At 41.1% G+C, this 16,584-nt stretch carries 18 protein-coding genes; 16 read left to right on the forward strand and 2 right to left on the reverse strand.

The annotated features are described in order from the left end of the window. Positions 1 to 672 (forward strand): response regulator transcription factor, encoded by a 672-nt coding sequence (locus PSR12_RS09700; RefSeq protein ID WP_004228754.1) that lies wholly within the window; start codon positions 1 to 3, stop codon positions 670 to 672. Then, positions 669 to 1,658: a sensor histidine kinase gene (locus tag PSR12_RS09705; protein ID WP_274772906.1), complete on the forward strand. Its 990-nt coding sequence runs from the start codon at positions 669 to 671 to the stop codon at positions 1,656 to 1,658. The genes PSR12_RS09700 and PSR12_RS09705 overlap by 4 nt, the downstream gene beginning before the upstream one ends. Positions 1,659 to 1,689: 31 nt before the next feature. On the opposite strand, the gene PSR12_RS09710 is transcribed toward PSR12_RS09705, so the two are convergent. Then, a complete protein-coding gene (locus PSR12_RS09710) occupies positions 1,690 to 2,559 on the reverse strand; it encodes a DMT family transporter (RefSeq protein WP_221683100.1) in 870 nt (289 codons plus the stop codon). 109 nt (positions 2,560 to 2,668) lie between these two features. Then, positions 2,669 to 3,526, reverse strand: coding sequence for a LysR family transcriptional regulator (locus tag PSR12_RS09715; RefSeq protein ID WP_221683099.1), 858 nt, complete (start codon positions 3,524 to 3,526; stop codon positions 2,669 to 2,671). 136 nt (positions 3,527 to 3,662) lie between these two features. Here PSR12_RS09715 and PSR12_RS09720 point away from each other — a divergent pair, with 136 nt between their 5' ends. From PSR12_RS09720 to PSR12_RS09785, 14 genes are all read left to right on the forward strand, one after another. Continuing rightward, positions 3,663 to 4,868: an MFS transporter gene (locus tag PSR12_RS09720; protein ID WP_274772908.1), complete on the forward strand. Its 1,206-nt coding sequence runs from the start codon at positions 3,663 to 3,665 to the stop codon at positions 4,866 to 4,868. A gap of 29 nt (positions 4,869 to 4,897) precedes the next feature. Beyond that, positions 4,898 to 5,278, forward strand: a complete 381-nt coding sequence (locus tag PSR12_RS09725; protein ID WP_274772910.1) for an SRPBCC domain-containing protein — start codon at positions 4,898 to 4,900, stop codon at positions 5,276 to 5,278. Between the two features lie 112 nt (positions 5,279 to 5,390). Beyond that, positions 5,391 to 6,107, forward strand: a complete 717-nt coding sequence (locus PSR12_RS09730) for a toast rack family protein (RefSeq protein ID WP_274772912.1) — start codon at positions 5,391 to 5,393, stop codon at positions 6,105 to 6,107. A 119-nt stretch (positions 6,108 to 6,226) separates the two neighbouring features. Further along, positions 6,227 to 6,778 carry a sigma-70 family RNA polymerase sigma factor gene (locus PSR12_RS09735; protein WP_131519938.1) on the forward strand — a complete coding sequence of 184 codons (552 nt, stop codon included), beginning with the start codon at positions 6,227 to 6,229 and terminating at the stop codon, positions 6,776 to 6,778. Further along, positions 6,753 to 7,817 carry a DUF4179 domain-containing protein gene (locus tag PSR12_RS09740; RefSeq protein WP_274772914.1) on the forward strand — a complete coding sequence of 355 codons (1,065 nt, stop codon included), beginning with the start codon at positions 6,753 to 6,755 and terminating at the stop codon, positions 7,815 to 7,817. Before PSR12_RS09735 ends, PSR12_RS09740 begins: the two co-directional genes overlap by 26 nt. Before the next feature lie 84 nt (positions 7,818 to 7,901). Continuing rightward, positions 7,902 to 8,426, forward strand: coding sequence for a tubby C-terminal domain-like protein (locus PSR12_RS09745; RefSeq protein ID WP_274772916.1), 525 nt, complete (start codon positions 7,902 to 7,904; stop codon positions 8,424 to 8,426). Then, entirely contained in the window at positions 8,427 to 8,684 is a 258-nt protein-coding gene (locus PSR12_RS09750; RefSeq protein WP_274772918.1) for an alpha/beta hydrolase, read from the forward strand. It begins immediately after the preceding gene. A 504-nt stretch (positions 8,685 to 9,188) separates the two neighbouring features. Continuing rightward, a complete protein-coding gene (locus PSR12_RS09755) occupies positions 9,189 to 9,755 on the forward strand; it encodes a hypothetical protein (RefSeq protein ID WP_221683092.1) in 567 nt (188 codons plus the stop codon). A gap of 384 nt (positions 9,756 to 10,139) precedes the next feature. Then, positions 10,140 to 11,033 carry a DoxX-like family protein gene (locus PSR12_RS09760; protein WP_274772920.1) on the forward strand — a complete coding sequence of 298 codons (894 nt, stop codon included), beginning with the start codon at positions 10,140 to 10,142 and terminating at the stop codon, positions 11,031 to 11,033. Positions 11,034 to 11,038: 5 nt separating this feature from the next. Then, complete coding sequence (locus tag PSR12_RS09765) at positions 11,039 to 11,650, forward strand: DUF4166 domain-containing protein (protein ID WP_274772922.1); 612 nt, start codon at positions 11,039 to 11,041, stop codon at positions 11,648 to 11,650. After that, a complete protein-coding gene (locus tag PSR12_RS09770; RefSeq protein WP_274772924.1) occupies positions 11,619 to 13,175 on the forward strand; it encodes a YndJ family protein in 1,557 nt (518 codons plus the stop codon). Before PSR12_RS09765 ends, PSR12_RS09770 begins: the two co-directional genes overlap by 32 nt. Before the next feature lie 62 nt (positions 13,176 to 13,237). Next, a complete protein-coding gene (locus PSR12_RS09775) occupies positions 13,238 to 13,681 on the forward strand; it encodes a hypothetical protein (protein ID WP_221683088.1) in 444 nt (147 codons plus the stop codon). Between the two features lie 162 nt (positions 13,682 to 13,843). Further along, entirely contained in the window at positions 13,844 to 15,526 is a 1,683-nt protein-coding gene (locus PSR12_RS09780) for a methyl-accepting chemotaxis protein (RefSeq protein WP_257521988.1), read from the forward strand. A gap of 71 nt (positions 15,527 to 15,597) precedes the next feature. Then, positions 15,598 to 16,557: a hypothetical protein gene (locus tag PSR12_RS09785; protein ID WP_274772928.1), complete on the forward strand. Its 960-nt coding sequence runs from the start codon at positions 15,598 to 15,600 to the stop codon at positions 16,555 to 16,557. Positions 16,558 to 16,584 lie beyond the last annotated feature (27 nt).

Consider the following 16,584-nt stretch of genomic DNA (forward strand, 5'->3'; position numbering starts at 1 on the left):
ATGAAAGGATTTAGAATCTTAATTATAGAAGACGATCACATGATTGGTGATCTACTGCAAAAAATAGTGAAGCGTGAGGGCTATGAGGCAATCTGGAAAACAGATGGCAAGGATATGATGGCGCTGATTCAGCAGGTGGATTTAGTCATAATGGATATTATGCTGCCAGGAGAGGATGGCTATCAATTAAGCAAAAATATTAAACGATTAGGCTTAAATATTCCAATCATTTTTCTATCAGCACGTAATGATATTGAAAGTAAGCTAGAGGGGTTGATGGTCGGAGAGGATTACCTGACAAAGCCATTTGATCCGCGAGAGCTGTTGCTAAGAATGCAAAAAATGCTAGCACAACAGTATGGTACATTTACGCAAATTCAGCATTTATTGATCGATGGGGAGCGCCGTCAAGTATTTCATCGTAGTATCCATGATGAAATCGCCCTGACAGCAATCGAGCGAAAAATTTTCTTTTATTTATTTGACAATCGAGACAGAGTGTTAACAAAGGAACACTTTTTCGATTATCTTTGGCCGCTCGATGAACGCAATCATAATATTTTGAATGTCCATATTAAAAAAATTCGAACAAAGCTACAGGACCCAGCAGGCACTATTGTGCAAAATATTTATGGAGAAGGGTATCGTTTAAATACCTATAATAAAAAATGACATTAAAAACAAAATACCGTACTTTATTATTTGTAGCCATTGGGAGTGTGCCGGTTGTACTATTAGGCATTAGTGTGGCCATGTCAATTTTGTATGACAAGGCCTTTAAAATGAAAAATGACGGTATTCCGTTTCATGAGTCCTATGCCTATCCTGTGATGCTGATTGCGTTTGTGCTAGCTTTAGGAATGCTCGCATGGCTATTTTCCACATCGATTCATTCTTTACTATCCAAAATTACACTACTTAATAAAACAATACGAGAACTAGCGAGTAATGAGCGAATACCTGACACGTTAACGATAAAAAGTGAGGATGAAATCGGGCAGCTTAGCCAATCTGTCAATCTCTTAATTGAGCGTACAACTTACCGAGAATTAGAGCTTGCCCAGCAGCAGGAGCTTCAAAAAGAGCTGCTACAAAAGTTGCGACATGACATCCATACGCCGTTAACGGCTATCCGCTTGCAGCTGTTTTATCTAGAGGATCAGCTACAGGGGCAGCCCAAATTGGTGGAATCCTTACATGCACAAATTCAATATATCACGAATTTAACAAATGCATTTCAGTTACAGTCCTTTGATACGAGTGAACAGTCCTATGTCATGCAGGAGGAGGTTCAACTTGTTCCATTGTTACAAATGATGATAAAGAAATGGCAGTATCTATATCGCATGCAGAATATTACGCTGCATTTTCAGCATGGTGATTTACAAGCAACTTGGCTTAGCAATGAATTGTGGCTACAGCGTTTATTCGATAATGTCTTTCAAAATACATTAAAGCATGCCCAAGCATCCAAGCTAGAGGTGACGATCAAGGACGGGCAAGTTGTCATGTGTGATGATGGTATTGGCTTTACGCCTGAAGATGAGCATGGCGGACTTGGGCTTAAAATCATTCAGGATATTGCTAAAACACTGAATATCGAAGCTTTCTTACAATCAAACAAGAATGGCACGACCTTCTACTTTACACACCAATAAAAAACAACGGCAGCCTTTGCCGTTGTTTATTTTACACTGATTTTCGTTGCTGTAGTAAGAACAGGGCAAGTCCTAGTAAAATGACCAAAATACCGATCCCCTGTTGAACGGAAATTATCTCATCTAAAATAAAATAAGCTAATATACAGGTGCCGATTGTTTCGCCTAAAATACTCATGGAAATTACCGTTGTACTTAACCATTTCAACAGCCAATTAAAAATGGTTTGTCCGAAAATCGTTGCAATGACAGCCAGCCCTACAAGGGACCACCAGGTGGAGGCTGAATAATCGAAAAACGATTCTTTCATAAAGAGGGCATAAACGGCTAAAAAGATCGAGCTACTGCCATAGCCGATAATGGAATAGGGAATGAGCGATAAATCCTTGCGCACTGATTGCCCAATAAAAAAGTAGGCTGTAATAATACCTGCCGCAATAAAGGCAAGAATATCGCCATAAAGGGCTTGTCCACTAATCTGGAAATCTTGCCAGCCAATAATGAAGCAGCCGATGATCGCTACGAAGCAGCCCAAAATTGCTCCTTTTGAAAATCGCTCTTTAAATAAAAAATAGCTGCCTACTAAAGAGAATAGTGGCTGGAGTGTCACAATGACGGTTGAACTAGCCACAGAGGTGTAGTTTAATGATTCAAACCATAACACATAATGACAGGACAAAAATAAGCCTGATAAAATGCCAAGTCCCCACTGCTTTTTCGATAGGCTAGCAAGCTCCTGCCGCAAGTCCTTCTTTGCCAATAAAAATGGAAGAAGCACTAGCATCGCAAAAAATAGTCGATAAAAGGCCGTAATCGCTGGTGGTGCATCAGCTAGCTTAACAAAGATTGCTGAGGTAGATAATGCAAATACTGCAAAAAATAACGAGATGTAATAAAACATGATGTACTCCTAAGCATTTACAAGATTAATAATGACAAACCTATTATAGTGTAGTCCGTGTGAATAATATAGGGTTTTTAGAATATTAGCACAAAATAGGTTTATTGAGCTAATTCTGCTCAAGCAAGGATTCAATGACCTGTTTTAATTGCAGGATGAAGGGCTGCTTACTGTCATCTTTTTTATAGATATAAACTGTTTCGATCGCATTGTGAAGCCCGTCTAAATCATAAAAATGCAGGTCAGGACAAGGATAAAGTGCTAGTAATTTGGTATTTAATACAGCCAATGTGTGCTCGATTTCAAGAAAATCTAAAATACTACTAACCGATTTAATCTCCTTCATCGTAAAAGGTACCTGCTTGTCAGTGAGCCATTGTGCTAATGCATGGGTATACATGCAGCCCTTACTTAACACAAGCAATGTGACAGGTGTTCGTTGTTCAAAGTCGATGATAGGAGCGGTGCTTGAGATAACTTCAAATGTCTCTGTGGCTAGTACATCATAGTGTAGATCGCTATAATGCTTGATTGGATTACTTGTTAATGCGCAATCTATTTCCGCCAGATGAACTTTGTGATTTAAGGCTGTACTTGATTCCACAGTGAAATCAACATCTATCGGACTTCGACTAGTTTGCAGTGCGTTCATGATGGATGGACCATAAATTTTAATGGTTGTATGAGATGTACCAACCAAAATACTCGTTTGTGCAGGGCCGATGGTATGTAAAAAGTCTTCATACTGCTCGGCAACTTTCTTTAAAAACTGTAAATAATGTTGACCTACCTCTGTCAGCTTTAAGCCTTGAGGTGTTCGTTTAAAGACGTCCTGCCCAATTTCACGCTCCATTTTTTTCACCTTTGCTGTTAAGGCAGATTGTGTATAATTGGTGATTTCAGCCGATTTACTCAAGTTTTGCCTCTCTAAAAGCTCCATTTTTAAGGCAATTTCTTCAATGTTCATGTTGTTCCTCACATACCTATAGATTTTTTTAATAGCCGCTATCATTTTCCTCCATTTTACGTACGCTAGCTGTCCACGTACACTCTAGATAATGAAAAGGTAGACTGCAAAAGCAGTAACCTGATGGAGGGTTATTATGCATACATATTATCGATGGGTCATTTTGCTTGTGGCTACACTTTCGCAGACAGCCGCAACCTTTGTGACCTACGGAATGGGGCCAGTTGCCTCTTTTTATCAAATGGAGTGGCACTTAACGTCCTTCCAAACAGGGCTAATTGTTTCAGCCGTCAATATTGGGCCAATTTTCTCCATGCTGCTATTCGGCTATCTCATGGATAAGAAGGGAGAAAAGCAGATTATTGGATGGGGCTCGATATTACTGGGCCTGTCAGCCTTATTGCTAATACCCGTGAATCATTATACGACATTGCTTCTCGTATTAATAGTTGTGGGGATATGGTATGGCAGTGCGCAAACAGGTGGCAGTACTGCTATTGTGAAATGGTTTCCTAACAAGCATCGAGGACTGGCTATAGGGATTCGCCAAACAGGTATTCCAATTGGTGGTGCATTGGCTTCCACTGTGTTGACCTATTTGTATCAACATCATCATCTTTCCTCTGTCCATTTAGCACAGGGCTTGATGGCGGTTGGTGGGGGACTATTATTTTTATTGCTTTATAAAGAGCAACAGCATGACACCGCTACGGCACCTCTCATTCCTTTTAAAGAGAAAATGCGTGCTATTCGGCACAATCGAGCGCTCTATCCTTTATTTTTTGTGGGCATGGTCATGATGTCCCTCCAAATGATTATTATTGCTCACTTTATGAGCTATTTACATCATGAAGGTGGGTATACATTAACCGAGGCAGGGCGCTATTTAAGTCTGATTTTACTTGGTGGGATGTTTGGCAGAATTGTACTTGCTTGGATGAGTGATCATTATTTCGCTCAAAAACGAGAGCCTTTATTAGTGCTCGTCATGGTCGCTACATTTCTGATGGTTGGCTGTTTGCCCTTTGTCATACATAGTAAGGGCCTCATGATTATTTTTTGCAGTGTATTTGGATTTTTAGCGCTTGGCTGGTATTCCATATATATCACCTGTGTCACGGAACAATCCGATTCGCAAGCAGTAGGACTGACAGTTAGTGCAGCGTTAACGATTAATCAGTTCTTTATTGTTTTGGCACCAACAGTTTATGGATTATTGGTTGCTGTTTTTTCCAGCTATCAGCTCGCTTTGGATGTCATCGCTGTGATGGTCATACTGGGGGCATTTCACTTATACAGAACATCCCAAAGTAGTATAACTCCTGAAAGTTCGATAAAATAATGGAAAAGAGGAAATGGAGGTTGCTGCGAATGACCAGTTCGATTTGGATTGAGGCAAAGATTGATAAAGTATGGCAAGCGATTACAGAGGAGCAATCCCTCTCCCGATGGTACGCACCAGGCTCCACATGGGACATTCCTATTCTAGCAGCTGGAGAAAAAATGACATTTACTTTAATGCCAAACGCACATAATAAGCTTTCTGAAAAACTGCCGATGGAGCTAACGATTCAGCAAGTGAAGAAAAATGAGGAATTTTCCTTCTATCTAGAAGTTCCTGAAACATTAATTGCTATTACGCTAGCCGAACAGGGTAATGGCACTACGGTGAGCTTTAATTCGCCAGGCTATGATGCCTCTCTTGCGAATTTAAAGGCATTGCTGGAGGGGCATGACATTCCTTATCAGTAAGCCTCTCTACGTCTTAGGTCTTAGATGAAATTCAAGCGTAGGGTCGTATTTTAATTTCCCTTCTCCTATATAATGAAATTATTGGTAGATTATACGGCGGGAGGAAATAATAGTGAAAAAATTAGTTGGTTTAGGTGTCGTGATGGGCACGTCAGCATTGGTATTATCGGGGTGCTTTTCCTTTATTCCAAATAAAATGCGAGAGGAAGCCATTTTGGTGGAAAAGGATAAAGCGAAAGCATTAGAGGTAGATATTGATTTAGGTGTTGGCGAAATGAATGTATCGAGTGGTGCAAAGGAATGGGTGGAGGGTAACGCAGAATATAATGTAAAAAAGCTAGCCCCTCAGGTAGACTATGATCTACATGGCGATACAGGAGAAGTGGAAATCAAGCATAAGGGCTCAACAAAGCTGGGGCTCTCCAATATTAAAAACACATGGGCGATTCAACTGAACGACAGCATCCCGATGGATCTGACTGTGGAAACGGGTGCCTCTCTTGCCAACCTCGATTTACAGGGTCTTCAGCTGGAAAAACTCGATATTGAAGCGGGTGTCGGTGATCTAACGGTTAATCTAGGTGGCGACTGGAAAAAGAGCTTTACAACAACTATTGAAACAGGTGTCGGTCAAACAACAGTTATTTTACCTTCAAAGGTTGGCGTGAAACTAACGACGGAAAAAGGCATTGGCTCGTCTACTGTGGAGGGTCTTATGTCAAAAGGGAATGGTGTCTATGTCAACGAAGCTTACGACAAGGCGGATGTCGTGCTAGAGGTCAATTCGGAATTGGGCATCGGGGAAATTACCTTTAAGTTAGATCGATAGAAAATGGAGTAGGCTACTTTCATTGAAGTAGTCTCTTTTTGTATGGCCAAAAAAATAAATAAAAGTGAAACCTTTTGCTTGGATAAAAGACTCTAAGTATGGAAGGAGGGGAAACAAGCATGGAACATGATTTATCTATCGTTAAACAAGCGATTGCGGGGCAGAAGGAAGCCTTTGAACAGCTACTTGTGCTAGAGGAAGAAAAACTATATTACACGGCGTTATCGTATGTTGGTCAAAAAGAGGATGCGCTAGATGCTATTCAAGAAGCGGCATGTAAAGCCTATTTAACCGTTCATCAACTAAAAAATCCAGCATTTTTCTCGACATGGCTGTTCCGCATTTTAATTCATGAATGCTATCGTTTGCTGAAAAAGGGCAAGAAAATGATTCCCTATGAGGAGAGGGAATTATTAGAGCGGTTGCATGATCAGGAGCAGGTCATAGGGAATCCTATTGATTTAGCAGAAGCTATCCAACAATTAAACCATTCCCAGCAGATGGCGCTCCTTTTATTTTATTATCACGATTTACCTATTAAAGAAATTTCAGACATGATGAAAAAGCCTGAGAACACCATCAAAACCTATTTGCATCGTGGTAAAAAACAGCTAAAACGACAATTAGAAAGGAGTGCAATGTTCAATGAAAAAGTCAGTGACCCTACCTGAATTTCCACGGGATGAGGTACGAGCAGCGATTGCACAAGGTATTCAACAAGCACAAGGTAAACCAATTCAAATGAAAAGAAGAAGCAAGCGTAAACCATTCGTATTTATTGCCAGTACTGTTGCCGTTTTTAGTTTAACCATTGGCACAGCCTATGTATCACCAACATTTGCGAGCACATTGTCCAAGCTACCAATTATCGGTTCCGTATTCAATGACTCAGGCTTGCCTGGGCTAAAACAAGCCAGTGAACAGGGACTAACCAAAGCTGTTGGCGAAACACAAACCATCAATGGGATTTCGGTCACAGTAGATGAGGTGCTTTATGATGATTCTCGTATAACGGTTGGGGTAACGATGCAATCTGAGCAGGAATTGAGTGAACTATATTTTGGAGCAGGCTTGGAATTTACCATTAATGGCGCCCAACCAACTGTCAGCTCAGGTAGCTATTCTGAACAGAGGTTAAGTCCTACGGTTCGGACAGGTATTGCGACGTTTGATGTCAAACAGGTTGAGGAAATGCCAGATTTCTTTCAATTGGGCTTAATATTAGCAGGCGAAAAGGGAGAAAAATGGACGTTTTCGACCCCGATTGAAAAGATTACAGAGATTGTCCATGTTCCTGTGAATCATCGACAGGAGGTTGAAGGCATTGAGCTTGATATATCCAACATCTCCTTCAGTCCATCGGGGATCTCCCTTGACTATGAAGCAAAGATGAATGGAATCCTCGATAACCCACCAGCATCTATAGAAATTTTCATAACAGATGGGCAAGGCAGGGAGATCGCCTCTCATTCGGGCGGTGGAAAAGCGCAATTTGATGATGGGGTGTGGATATTAAGCAGCACGAAAGCCTTTGATCCAATAGCACAACACGTTGGAAAATTAACCATTACGCCTTATGTTGCTATTCCAACAGGGGGTGGGAGCGTTCAAATAGATGCTGATGGCAAAGAAACACATCTTCCATTCAATCCATCAGCCTATAAAGAAGTGAACTTCCAACCATTTACAGTAGAAGTACCCGTACAATAATAGGGGCGTCAAATACATCCTTTGTATTTGGCGCTTATTTTATGGTAGCTTTAAGAAAGCAATTGTTTTAAAGGAGCGAATAGATTGAAGACCTATACATACAAGCAACCAGCAGCCATCGAGTCAACAGAGACCGTTACTATTTTAAATGAAGCGGGGGAGGTATCGTCCACTGTTCAACGCGTGTATTCCAATGCTCTAAAAAAAGCATTTGACCGCACAATGGACTATCGTTATTTTGTTCGCTTTGATGTCAATGATCGCAACGGTCAACAACTTTTTACGTGTAAAAAAGTATCCCGTCGCGGACGTGTGCATTTTCGTGGTAAGGATTTGGTGACAGGGAAAGACTATATGATTGCCTACGATGGCTGGCAAATCATGATTCCTGATTTAGTCATTACCGATGGCGAACAGCAGATCAAGCTCAACAAGGAAATGGAGGGCTGGTCTGTTTTTACTGTGAATGAGCAGCCCATCGCCCGCTGGCAAGCGACTTTCTGTGAGACGCATTTTGACATTACGCTGCAAATTGAAGACAGCAGCCCCATTCAGCAGGAAGCCTTTTTTATTGCGATCGGACAGGCTGTGCTGTTTGTTGGGGCTTAAATGAAGTTAGATGAGGGGCTTGATGATGTGCTAAACATACTACCAGCAAAAGAAATTTATTTACAGGGAAATGAGCATGCCCTATTACTTTTACATTCTTTTACGAGGCATACAAGAGATATGAAGAAAGTAGCCACTTCATTACATAGCCAAGGCTATACTTGCTATGCGCCCTTATATCGCGGGCATGGGACTCACCCCGAACAGTTATTACACTATCAGGTAGACGACTGGTGGCAGGATGTAGTTAATGATTGAAGCCTATCAGAGGATTTCGGTCAGTGGGTTATCCAACGAAGGCATTTTTACTATAAAGCTTGCCCAAGTTCGATAAACTATTACAAATCATTGTCAGTATCAATAGATAAGTAGCTAGAGCAATTTAGGAAAAAATAGGTGCACCCAATCGTTAGGGAAAATCTAATGACGAGGTGCACTTTTTATATAGTAAGTTTCATACTAAATTAAAGAATCTTTTGTTTTTGTTTCTCCAGTTGGATTCTTTCGTATTCCACCTCTAATTCTCTGTGTTTAATCAAATACTCTTTTTTTATTTGATACACTTTAATTACACTGAAAATCGCAATAACAAAAGCAAATACAAGCATTAATAATTGTATATTTGAGAAATACAAAAAAACACCTCACTTTCTTTATATATTATACATTTATCTGGATTATATGTATAATAAAGATAATGTTACATTATCCATTAATGTAATATTTTGCCATAAACAAATTAAAACAAGGAGGTTCATTGTGATGAAGAAGCTTCAATTTTTTATTTGCAGTTTGATTGTTACGTTGATTGTTGGTACAATTTTTCCGAATTTTGCGAATGCTGATGAATATGGACGTAAAGAAAGTGTTTTAGCCGAATCCATCTACTATAACTTGGCTACACAAACATTAGAGTTTGATGAAGAAGCAGCTCAGAAATTATATCATTTCACAGATGAAGAATTAAATTATTACGAATCTCTTGAATCACTATCTCCTAATGAGGTTCATCATAAACTTTTAACCTTTGGGCTAGACATGGACAATTATGAAGGCACAATTATTTATAAAGAAAATGAAGATGGAGAAGTAACACCATATGCTGTTATAGCATGGCTTGCAGGAATTGGTTTGGTTTCTTTCATAGGCTATTTCTTCTGGGACCGATACTTGACACATAAAGAAAAAATGAATTATATGAACAAATGCTTTGCACAGGGAGGCAATCCAATCATTGACTCCCGAGATGATGCTGGTGTAAATGGACAAACCAATGCGACAGAGGCTAGAAAAATCGGCGGCTATAATTTTGCTTGTCAAAAACCATAACATTTTATGAAAGGACCCTTCAAAAGCTTAATTTTGAACACGAAAGACAACAGCCCTTCTATTAAATAGAGGGGCTGTTGTTATTTAAATTTCTAGCTTTGTCCGCTCCTCCCATAACCTCTAGAGAGTGAATGAGTGTAGTACATAAAGGCATGCTCATGATGCCTAATGTGAAGAAGACATAGGACATGGGTATACCATCATCAATAAAGCCTCGTATTCTCGTTAAAACTAATAGTACTAACGATACCATTAGACTCAAGTCATCATTTCGATTCAAGTTTTTTATTTTTATTGAGAAACGTAATTTGCATACCCATTTAATAGAAGGTTATCAATTTACTGCTATAATGATAGTGGCTTCATCAAAAAAGGAGTGAGTTTATGAGCAGAAAGCCTATTTATGTCGAGATAGACATTCAGGCTCCTATAGAGAAAGCGTGGGATTATACACAAAATCCTCAGCTGCATGAGCAATGGGATTTACGTTTTACATCGATTACATATAGTCCGAAAAAAACAACTGAGGAGCCACAGCGTTTTACCTATGAAACGAAGGTCATGCCAGGCTTACAGGTAAGCGGCTGGGGAGAAAGCAAGGGGGAGCATCATAAAGAAAATGGCACGCGAACATCCTCACTGCATTTTGGTACGCCTCAAAAGCGCTCACCCATAGCGGAGGGAAAGGGCTATTGGCAATATATCCCGCATCAACAGGGGCTGACATTCCTGACCCAATATGATTATGACACACGCTACGGCAAGCTTGGCGTATTCTTTGATTTACTTTTTCGTCCATTAATGGGGTGGGCGACGGCACTCAGCTTTGATGTTTTAAAAAGATGGCTAGAAAAAGGAGAAAATCCTGCTGCACAGTATAGACGATTCTTTTTAACGATGCTCATGCGTCTATTCTTTTGCTTTGTCTGGTTCTATCATGGTCTTGTACCGAAGATTATCCATTTACATCCGCAGGAATTAAAGATGACGGCTTCATTACTAAATCATGCAGATCATCTGGTTATTTGGATAGGGGTTGCGGAAATTCTCTTTGCTTTATGTTGGCTTTACCCGCGAGGAAAACGCTGGCTCTTTGGTATGCAAATTATCATTTTTCCGCTCTTGACGATAGCTGCTACTGTTGCGGACCCGACAAGTGTACAAGCACCCTTTAATCCACTTACCTTTAATAGCGCTTTATGGGTGTTGTCGATTATCGGCTTTAGCTTAAGTAAGGATGTACCCAGTGCTAAAAGTTGCAAAAGAAAGCGAGGATAACAAGGATGACGATCTATCAAACAATATTAGGGGATGATTTTGCGAGACTTCATCCGAAGCTACAGCAGCGTTATGCGTTACCAATAGATGAACCATTTTTTGCTCAGGGCGTGATGCATCAAATAAAATCTGGTGCTAAATGGATGCGTCCCTTCTATACACTGGCTGCGAAAACGCGATTTCTGTTCCCAGAGTCAGGGGAGGATATCCCCTTTACCATTTCGAATACATGCAGAGCCCTGCCAAGTGGGGAACTAGAGGTGCTATGGGAGCGTACCTTTTATTTCCCGCAGAAAACCAGGCATTTTGATGCAAGGATGACCATTGATCCAATCCAAAAAATTGTGAAAGATTATTTAGGCATACCCGCGCTTTTTTATTCCGATTTGCACTTTACGGTGACACGTGAGGGGACATTAGTCATTCGGTCAGGTAAGCAGCGCTTTGTCCTCTCGCGTTTCGAATGCCCGATGCCTCGACTGTTAGAGGGTCGAGTCATTGTAGAGGAAGGCTTTGATGAATCGAAAAATGTCTTTACCATTCATGTCTCCATCCATAATCCATTCATAGGGAGGCTCATGATGTATGCTGGTGAATTTACGCAACAATCGAAGTAATTTTATTTTTTTACTAGGGATTTTGTTCACGGTGATTTGCTTTGTGCTTAGTGGACAACCCAATTACTTATGGTTACTAACAGTTGCTCAACTGATTTTCGTTCCCACCATGGTTTCAATGGTTGTCGATGTTACAAAAGCGGGCAAAGCCATCATTATTGGGATGATGCTAGCCGTTACACTGCTGCATTGGTCGACGGATGGCTTATTGGCTAATGTTTTGGCAGGCATGTATTTACTGTATACCTTCTATATTGCCATACAAGGCGTGAAAAGATTTTTACAACGAGGCTTTACGAATATTGCGGAGTTTGCTATCGACATGGGGCTTTTCTACCTAGCTCTTGGTGGTTTGTGGTTTTTCGCCTATGTCGCCAACATGGATACGGGTTTTTCACCATTAATAACGTGGTTAACAGCGATTCACTTTCATTATTCAGCTTGTTTATTACCCATTTCCGTAGGACTTTTAGGTCGATTACATGATAGTAATGGGTATCGTGTCATGGTGATGATATTGCTAGCAGGACCAATCCTTGTTGCGATAGGTATTGCCTTTTCCGTTCTCATCGAAATCATTGCCGTTGCTCTTTATATTTTCGCCATTTACGGCTTGTTTTTCGTAGCGCTCAAAACAAAGCTTCTGTTTGGACAGGGGCTATTGCTGAGGATTTCCTATGGAGCGCTCTGTCTGACAATTCTTGGGTCTTGTCTGTATGTTTACAGTCGTGTCAGCGGAAACGTTTCCATCGGCATTCCAGAAATGCTTCAATTCCATGGTGTGATCAATGGTGTTTTCTTTGGGGCTTTAGGGGTCATCGCCTGGCTAATGGCTGTCCCCCCAACAACACAGCGTCCGTTTGAGTTCCCTGTAAGCCAAATTCGCGGAAAGCTACATCACGAGAATATACCACACCCTGGCTTGGTCGATGCCTTACAGGACTTTGTCGATACAGCAAAGCTACCGCCTGTCATTCCACATTTTTATGAGCATACAACGACCTATCGTCTGTTTTCGACGGTGCAATGGAAGACTTGGTTTCGACCTTTTGCCTTTCTGTATCAAGGCATGGGGCGTTTTCTCCAACAGCTCAATTTACCCTTTTCCAGTAAGCAAATTGAAATGACGGGTAGCATTGTTCAGGTTGATTCTGCACAAGATAGCCGTCCGTCTCCACGTGCATGGATTCGGACAATTCAACAGCAAACCGTTTTTGTCGCGATTTATTCGAAGCACACAAGCGACGAAACGACCTATATGAATATAGCCTTACCACTCCCGTTCTCAACAATGGTTGGCATTTTGTATGCCTATGAAGAAAATGGTCAGCTACACCTAACAAGTCGCCATGATGGAGATGCAGGAATTTATTTGGCGATAGGAAAAAATGTAATGAGGCTACCCTTACAGGAGCATTTTCAAATTTCTGCGGTAGATGACAAGACATTGTCAGCACGCCATCAGATGACGTTATTTGGTATTCCCTTTTTACAAATTGATTATCACATTAAAAGAAATGCATAGATTGGCAGGAAATGCCTCATCCGAACGAGAAGGTCCTATATAGAGGCAAATAACAAGGAGTGATGGATGGCTTGCGTTTAACAAAAGGAATTTCTGGTTTCGATGCAGCGCATTTAATTGAGCAGGACATGCGCATGTTTCAGTCGATGGTGTACCATTTAGTGACAAGCGAACAACGAGCGAAGGTACGGCAATTTATCGATCAAACGCCCTTTGTCTATATGCAGGCATTGATTGAAATCGATGGAGAAACACTGACGATTCTTCATCATCGTTTGATGCCGTACATCGCCTTTGCCAAGCAGGAGGAGAGTAGCTTTACCTTTTTATCCAAGCCTCACCTGCATAAATATTTTCCTATGCGAAAATGCTTGGAAGCGGAGACACTTACAACATTACTAATAAAGGATGAGGCGTTACATAGTCTATCTACTACAGAATGGAAATACGTCTCTTATTTTAATAGCCAAACCATTGGCGATGTAATGTTCAATGGCTGGGATTAAGAATAGTACTAAAGCCGTAAGATAAAAGATGCTATAAAAAACATTATATTGACCAAGTTATTTCTGGAAATATAGAAAAAATTCCTAAAACCGCTAATCGCCCTTATTAAATGGTAAATTTTTAATGATGGAATAGATTAGGAAAATAAGGGGTTTTTGCAAATGAAGTTCAAAACAATTAGTAGACGCATTGTTTTTTCCTTTAGCATTGTGATTGCAATCGTGATGGGATACATTGTTTACAATTACTTTGCCATCAAGCAAAGCAATGATGCGACAGAGCAAATTGTACAGCAAGAATTACAACTATTAATCATCGATTACGAGCAGGCACAGTCCATTGATTTAAGAATAGCGGCAGCTAGAGGCTATGTGCTTTCTGGTAGAGAAAAGTATAAAGAGATATTTCAGGATAATGTTGCAAAGGAACTAAGCAACGAAGAAAAACGATCAGCATTATCTTCCTCAGGCGAATTCGGACAATTTGCGGAGATGTCTAAAGAATGGAACCGTTATATTGAACAAGAGGTATTTGCGGTATATGACCAAGGGAACACCAATCTGGCTACTCAAAACCTCACAAAAATGGATGACACAGCCACGTCTATTCGTGAAGGCTACGAAGGCTTAGCTGAGCAACGAAAACTAGCCATTAATGAAGTAGGGAAAGACAGTGTTGCCGCTGGGGAACAGAAACAGCGAATTGCCATTATCGTAGGTGTGGTGATTGTTCTTCTAGCAGTGATAATTGAGCTATTAAGTGCTCGTGGTATTTCAAGACCCATTATTACATTAACAGAACGTATGCAACGAATGACGAAGGGGGATTTAAGCGAGCCCCCTTTACCTATTCAATCAAAGGATGAAGTGGGCCAGTTGATGGAAGCGACCAACACAATGGCAGATATTTTAAATCGACTCTTGAAACATATTCAAACAGTGTCGGATGAGGTAGCGGCTCATAGTGAGGAGCTTTTGCAGTCAACCACAGAGGTAAAAACAGGTACAGAACAAGTTGCCCATACTGTAACAGAAATCGCCAGCGGTACAGAACGACAGGCAAACCATGCAGCAGATGTCGCTTCCTCCATAAACGACTTTGCTGTCAAAGTAACGACTATTCATGACGGCAGTAAAGACGTTCAACTATATTCGCAGGAAGTCAAAGCTTTAACAGAAGAAGGTAGAGATGCAATGACCTCTTCCACAAAGCAAATGGAAGCGATTCAGCAGATGGTAAAGAACGCGGTGGATCAGGTAACTGGTTTCAGTAAACAAACACAAGAAATTTCTAAGCTTGTAGCGGTCATTCAAAATATTGCGGCACAGACAAATTTATTAGCACTGAACGCAGCGATTGAAGCAGCCCGAGCTGGGGAACAAGGAAAGGGCTTTGCGGTGGTAGCCGACGAGGTTCGCACATTAGCCGAGCAGGTGGCCTTCTCCGTTGATGATATTACAGCCATTGTAGGAGCCATTCAGGATGATTCGAGGACAGTGACCTCCTCATTAGAGCAAGGCTATGGGGAAGTAGAAAAAGGCACAGCGCAAATTGCCACGACCAATACAACATTCTATCGTATTGCAGATGCGATCGATGCCATTGCAGCAAGCATTGATGGGATGTCATCAGATTTGCACGGGGTAGTTCACTATACTGTTACGATTCACCAATCTGTCGATGATATTGCGGCTGTCTCTGAACAGTCAGCGGCAGGCATTCAGGAAACATCGGCGACCATTGAACAGGCTGCAAGCTCTATGGAGGAAATTAAACATAGTGCCGAGCATTTAGCAGAAATGGCCGAACAATTAAATGGCCTCATTCGTCGATTCAAACTATAGAAAATTGTGCTTGATTTCAAACTTCCAACACATTTACGCTGTATACTATTGCATTGGAAGGTGGAATCATTTTGAGAAAATATTTACTTTTATTATTGATGAGTACTTTATTCATGGCACCCGTTGCCTACGCCCATACGATGGATAAAAGTACACTATTCACGGATGTCCCTGAAACAGCCGCCAATATTCAGGACATTATGGTACTACACAGTATTGGGCTTCTTGGGTACAATGGCAAGGATATGGCCTTAAACCCAACAGACAATCTTTCACGCAAGGACTTTGCAGGCTGGGTAGGTGGCTTTTTCGGCCTTGAGGGAGCAACAGTGGATGAGCTAGCACAGGCAGCTCAAAAAGAGGATTACGTGTCTTCTCTAGAGGGAGATATTACGTACAAGGAAATAAATACAGCACTTTTTCATCATAAACTTGAGCTAGCCAATCCTGACGCAACCATGACGAAAGAAGAGTACATTGCATTCTTAACAGAGCACCTTACATTTGATATGGGCGGACATACGCTTATTCAAATGGGCGGCTTCGCAGAAGGACCAACGGGTACGATTGAAGACGTAGTCACAGGTGACCAAACAGGAATTATCATCGACGGTAAAACATACATGCTGTCAGGACACCCTCGCATCTTTGCCGATTCAACAGATGCCAAAAGCTGGGTAGGGCAACAGCTAGAACGTTCTATTTTTACAACAGCAGCGGATCACCATCATGGTCATGACGGTGGGCAAGAGGAGAGCCACGGGGATCATGCAGAAGGCCATGGCGACAGCCACGAGCATGAAGCATCCGCCTCGAATGAAGCAACACTACAATATGTGCAAATTAGCACTGCACAAGTGGTGACAGAGGATGCCAAAGAAATGGAGTCTTCGAACGCTACTCCAAGAGAAGAGCAACAAGCAGCCGCTGCAGATGACACAACATCCAACTCAAACACAGTATGGATGATCGCCATCCTAGCAGCATTAGCCGCTATTTTTGTTATTGTATTTGTGAAACGCAAGAAATAATGAAAATGAAATAAACCAGCAATGACC

Origin of the sequence: Lysinibacillus sp. G01H (assembly GCF_028872195.1) — a bacterium.
In the GTDB taxonomy this organism is placed as follows: Bacteria; Bacillota; Bacilli; order Bacillales_A; family Planococcaceae; genus Lysinibacillus; species Lysinibacillus capsici.

Excerpts from the sequence above, each read along its gene's own strand:
- PSR12_RS09700 (WP_004228754.1), top strand. The coding sequence starts at position 1 with ATGAAAGGATTTAGAATCTTAATTATAGAAGACGATCACATGATTGGT.
- PSR12_RS09755 (WP_221683092.1), top strand. The coding sequence starts at position 9,189 with ATGAAGAAGCTTCAATTTTTTATTTGCAGTTTGATTGTTACGTTGATT.
- PSR12_RS09735 (WP_131519938.1), top strand. The coding sequence starts at position 6,227 with ATGGAACATGATTTATCTATCGTTAAACAAGCGATTGCGGGGCAGAAG.
- PSR12_RS09740 (WP_274772914.1), top strand. The coding sequence starts at position 6,753 with ATGAAAAAGTCAGTGACCCTACCTGAATTTCCACGGGATGAGGTACGA.
- PSR12_RS09775 (WP_221683088.1), top strand. The coding sequence starts at position 13,238 with ATGGATGGCTTGCGTTTAACAAAAGGAATTTCTGGTTTCGATGCAGCG.
- PSR12_RS09780 (WP_257521988.1), top strand. The coding sequence starts at position 13,844 with ATGAAGTTCAAAACAATTAGTAGACGCATTGTTTTTTCCTTTAGCATT.
- PSR12_RS09720 (WP_274772908.1), top strand. The coding sequence starts at position 3,663 with ATGCATACATATTATCGATGGGTCATTTTGCTTGTGGCTACACTTTCG.
- PSR12_RS09715 (WP_221683099.1), bottom strand. The coding sequence starts at position 3,526 with ATGAACATTGAAGAAATTGCCTTAAAAATGGAGCTTTTAGAGAGGCAA.
- PSR12_RS09770 (WP_274772924.1), top strand. The coding sequence starts at position 11,619 with ATGCTGGTGAATTTACGCAACAATCGAAGTAATTTTATTTTTTTACTA.
- PSR12_RS09710 (WP_221683100.1), bottom strand. The coding sequence starts at position 2,559 with ATGTTTTATTACATCTCGTTATTTTTTGCAGTATTTGCATTATCTACC.
- PSR12_RS09760 (WP_274772920.1), top strand. The coding sequence starts at position 10,140 with ATGAGCAGAAAGCCTATTTATGTCGAGATAGACATTCAGGCTCCTATA.
- PSR12_RS09750 (WP_274772918.1), top strand. The coding sequence starts at position 8,427 with ATGAAGTTAGATGAGGGGCTTGATGATGTGCTAAACATACTACCAGCA.
- PSR12_RS09705 (WP_274772906.1), top strand. The coding sequence starts at position 669 with ATGACATTAAAAACAAAATACCGTACTTTATTATTTGTAGCCATTGGG.
- PSR12_RS09765 (WP_274772922.1), top strand. The coding sequence starts at position 11,039 with ATGACGATCTATCAAACAATATTAGGGGATGATTTTGCGAGACTTCAT.
- PSR12_RS09725 (WP_274772910.1), top strand. The coding sequence starts at position 4,898 with ATGACCAGTTCGATTTGGATTGAGGCAAAGATTGATAAAGTATGGCAA.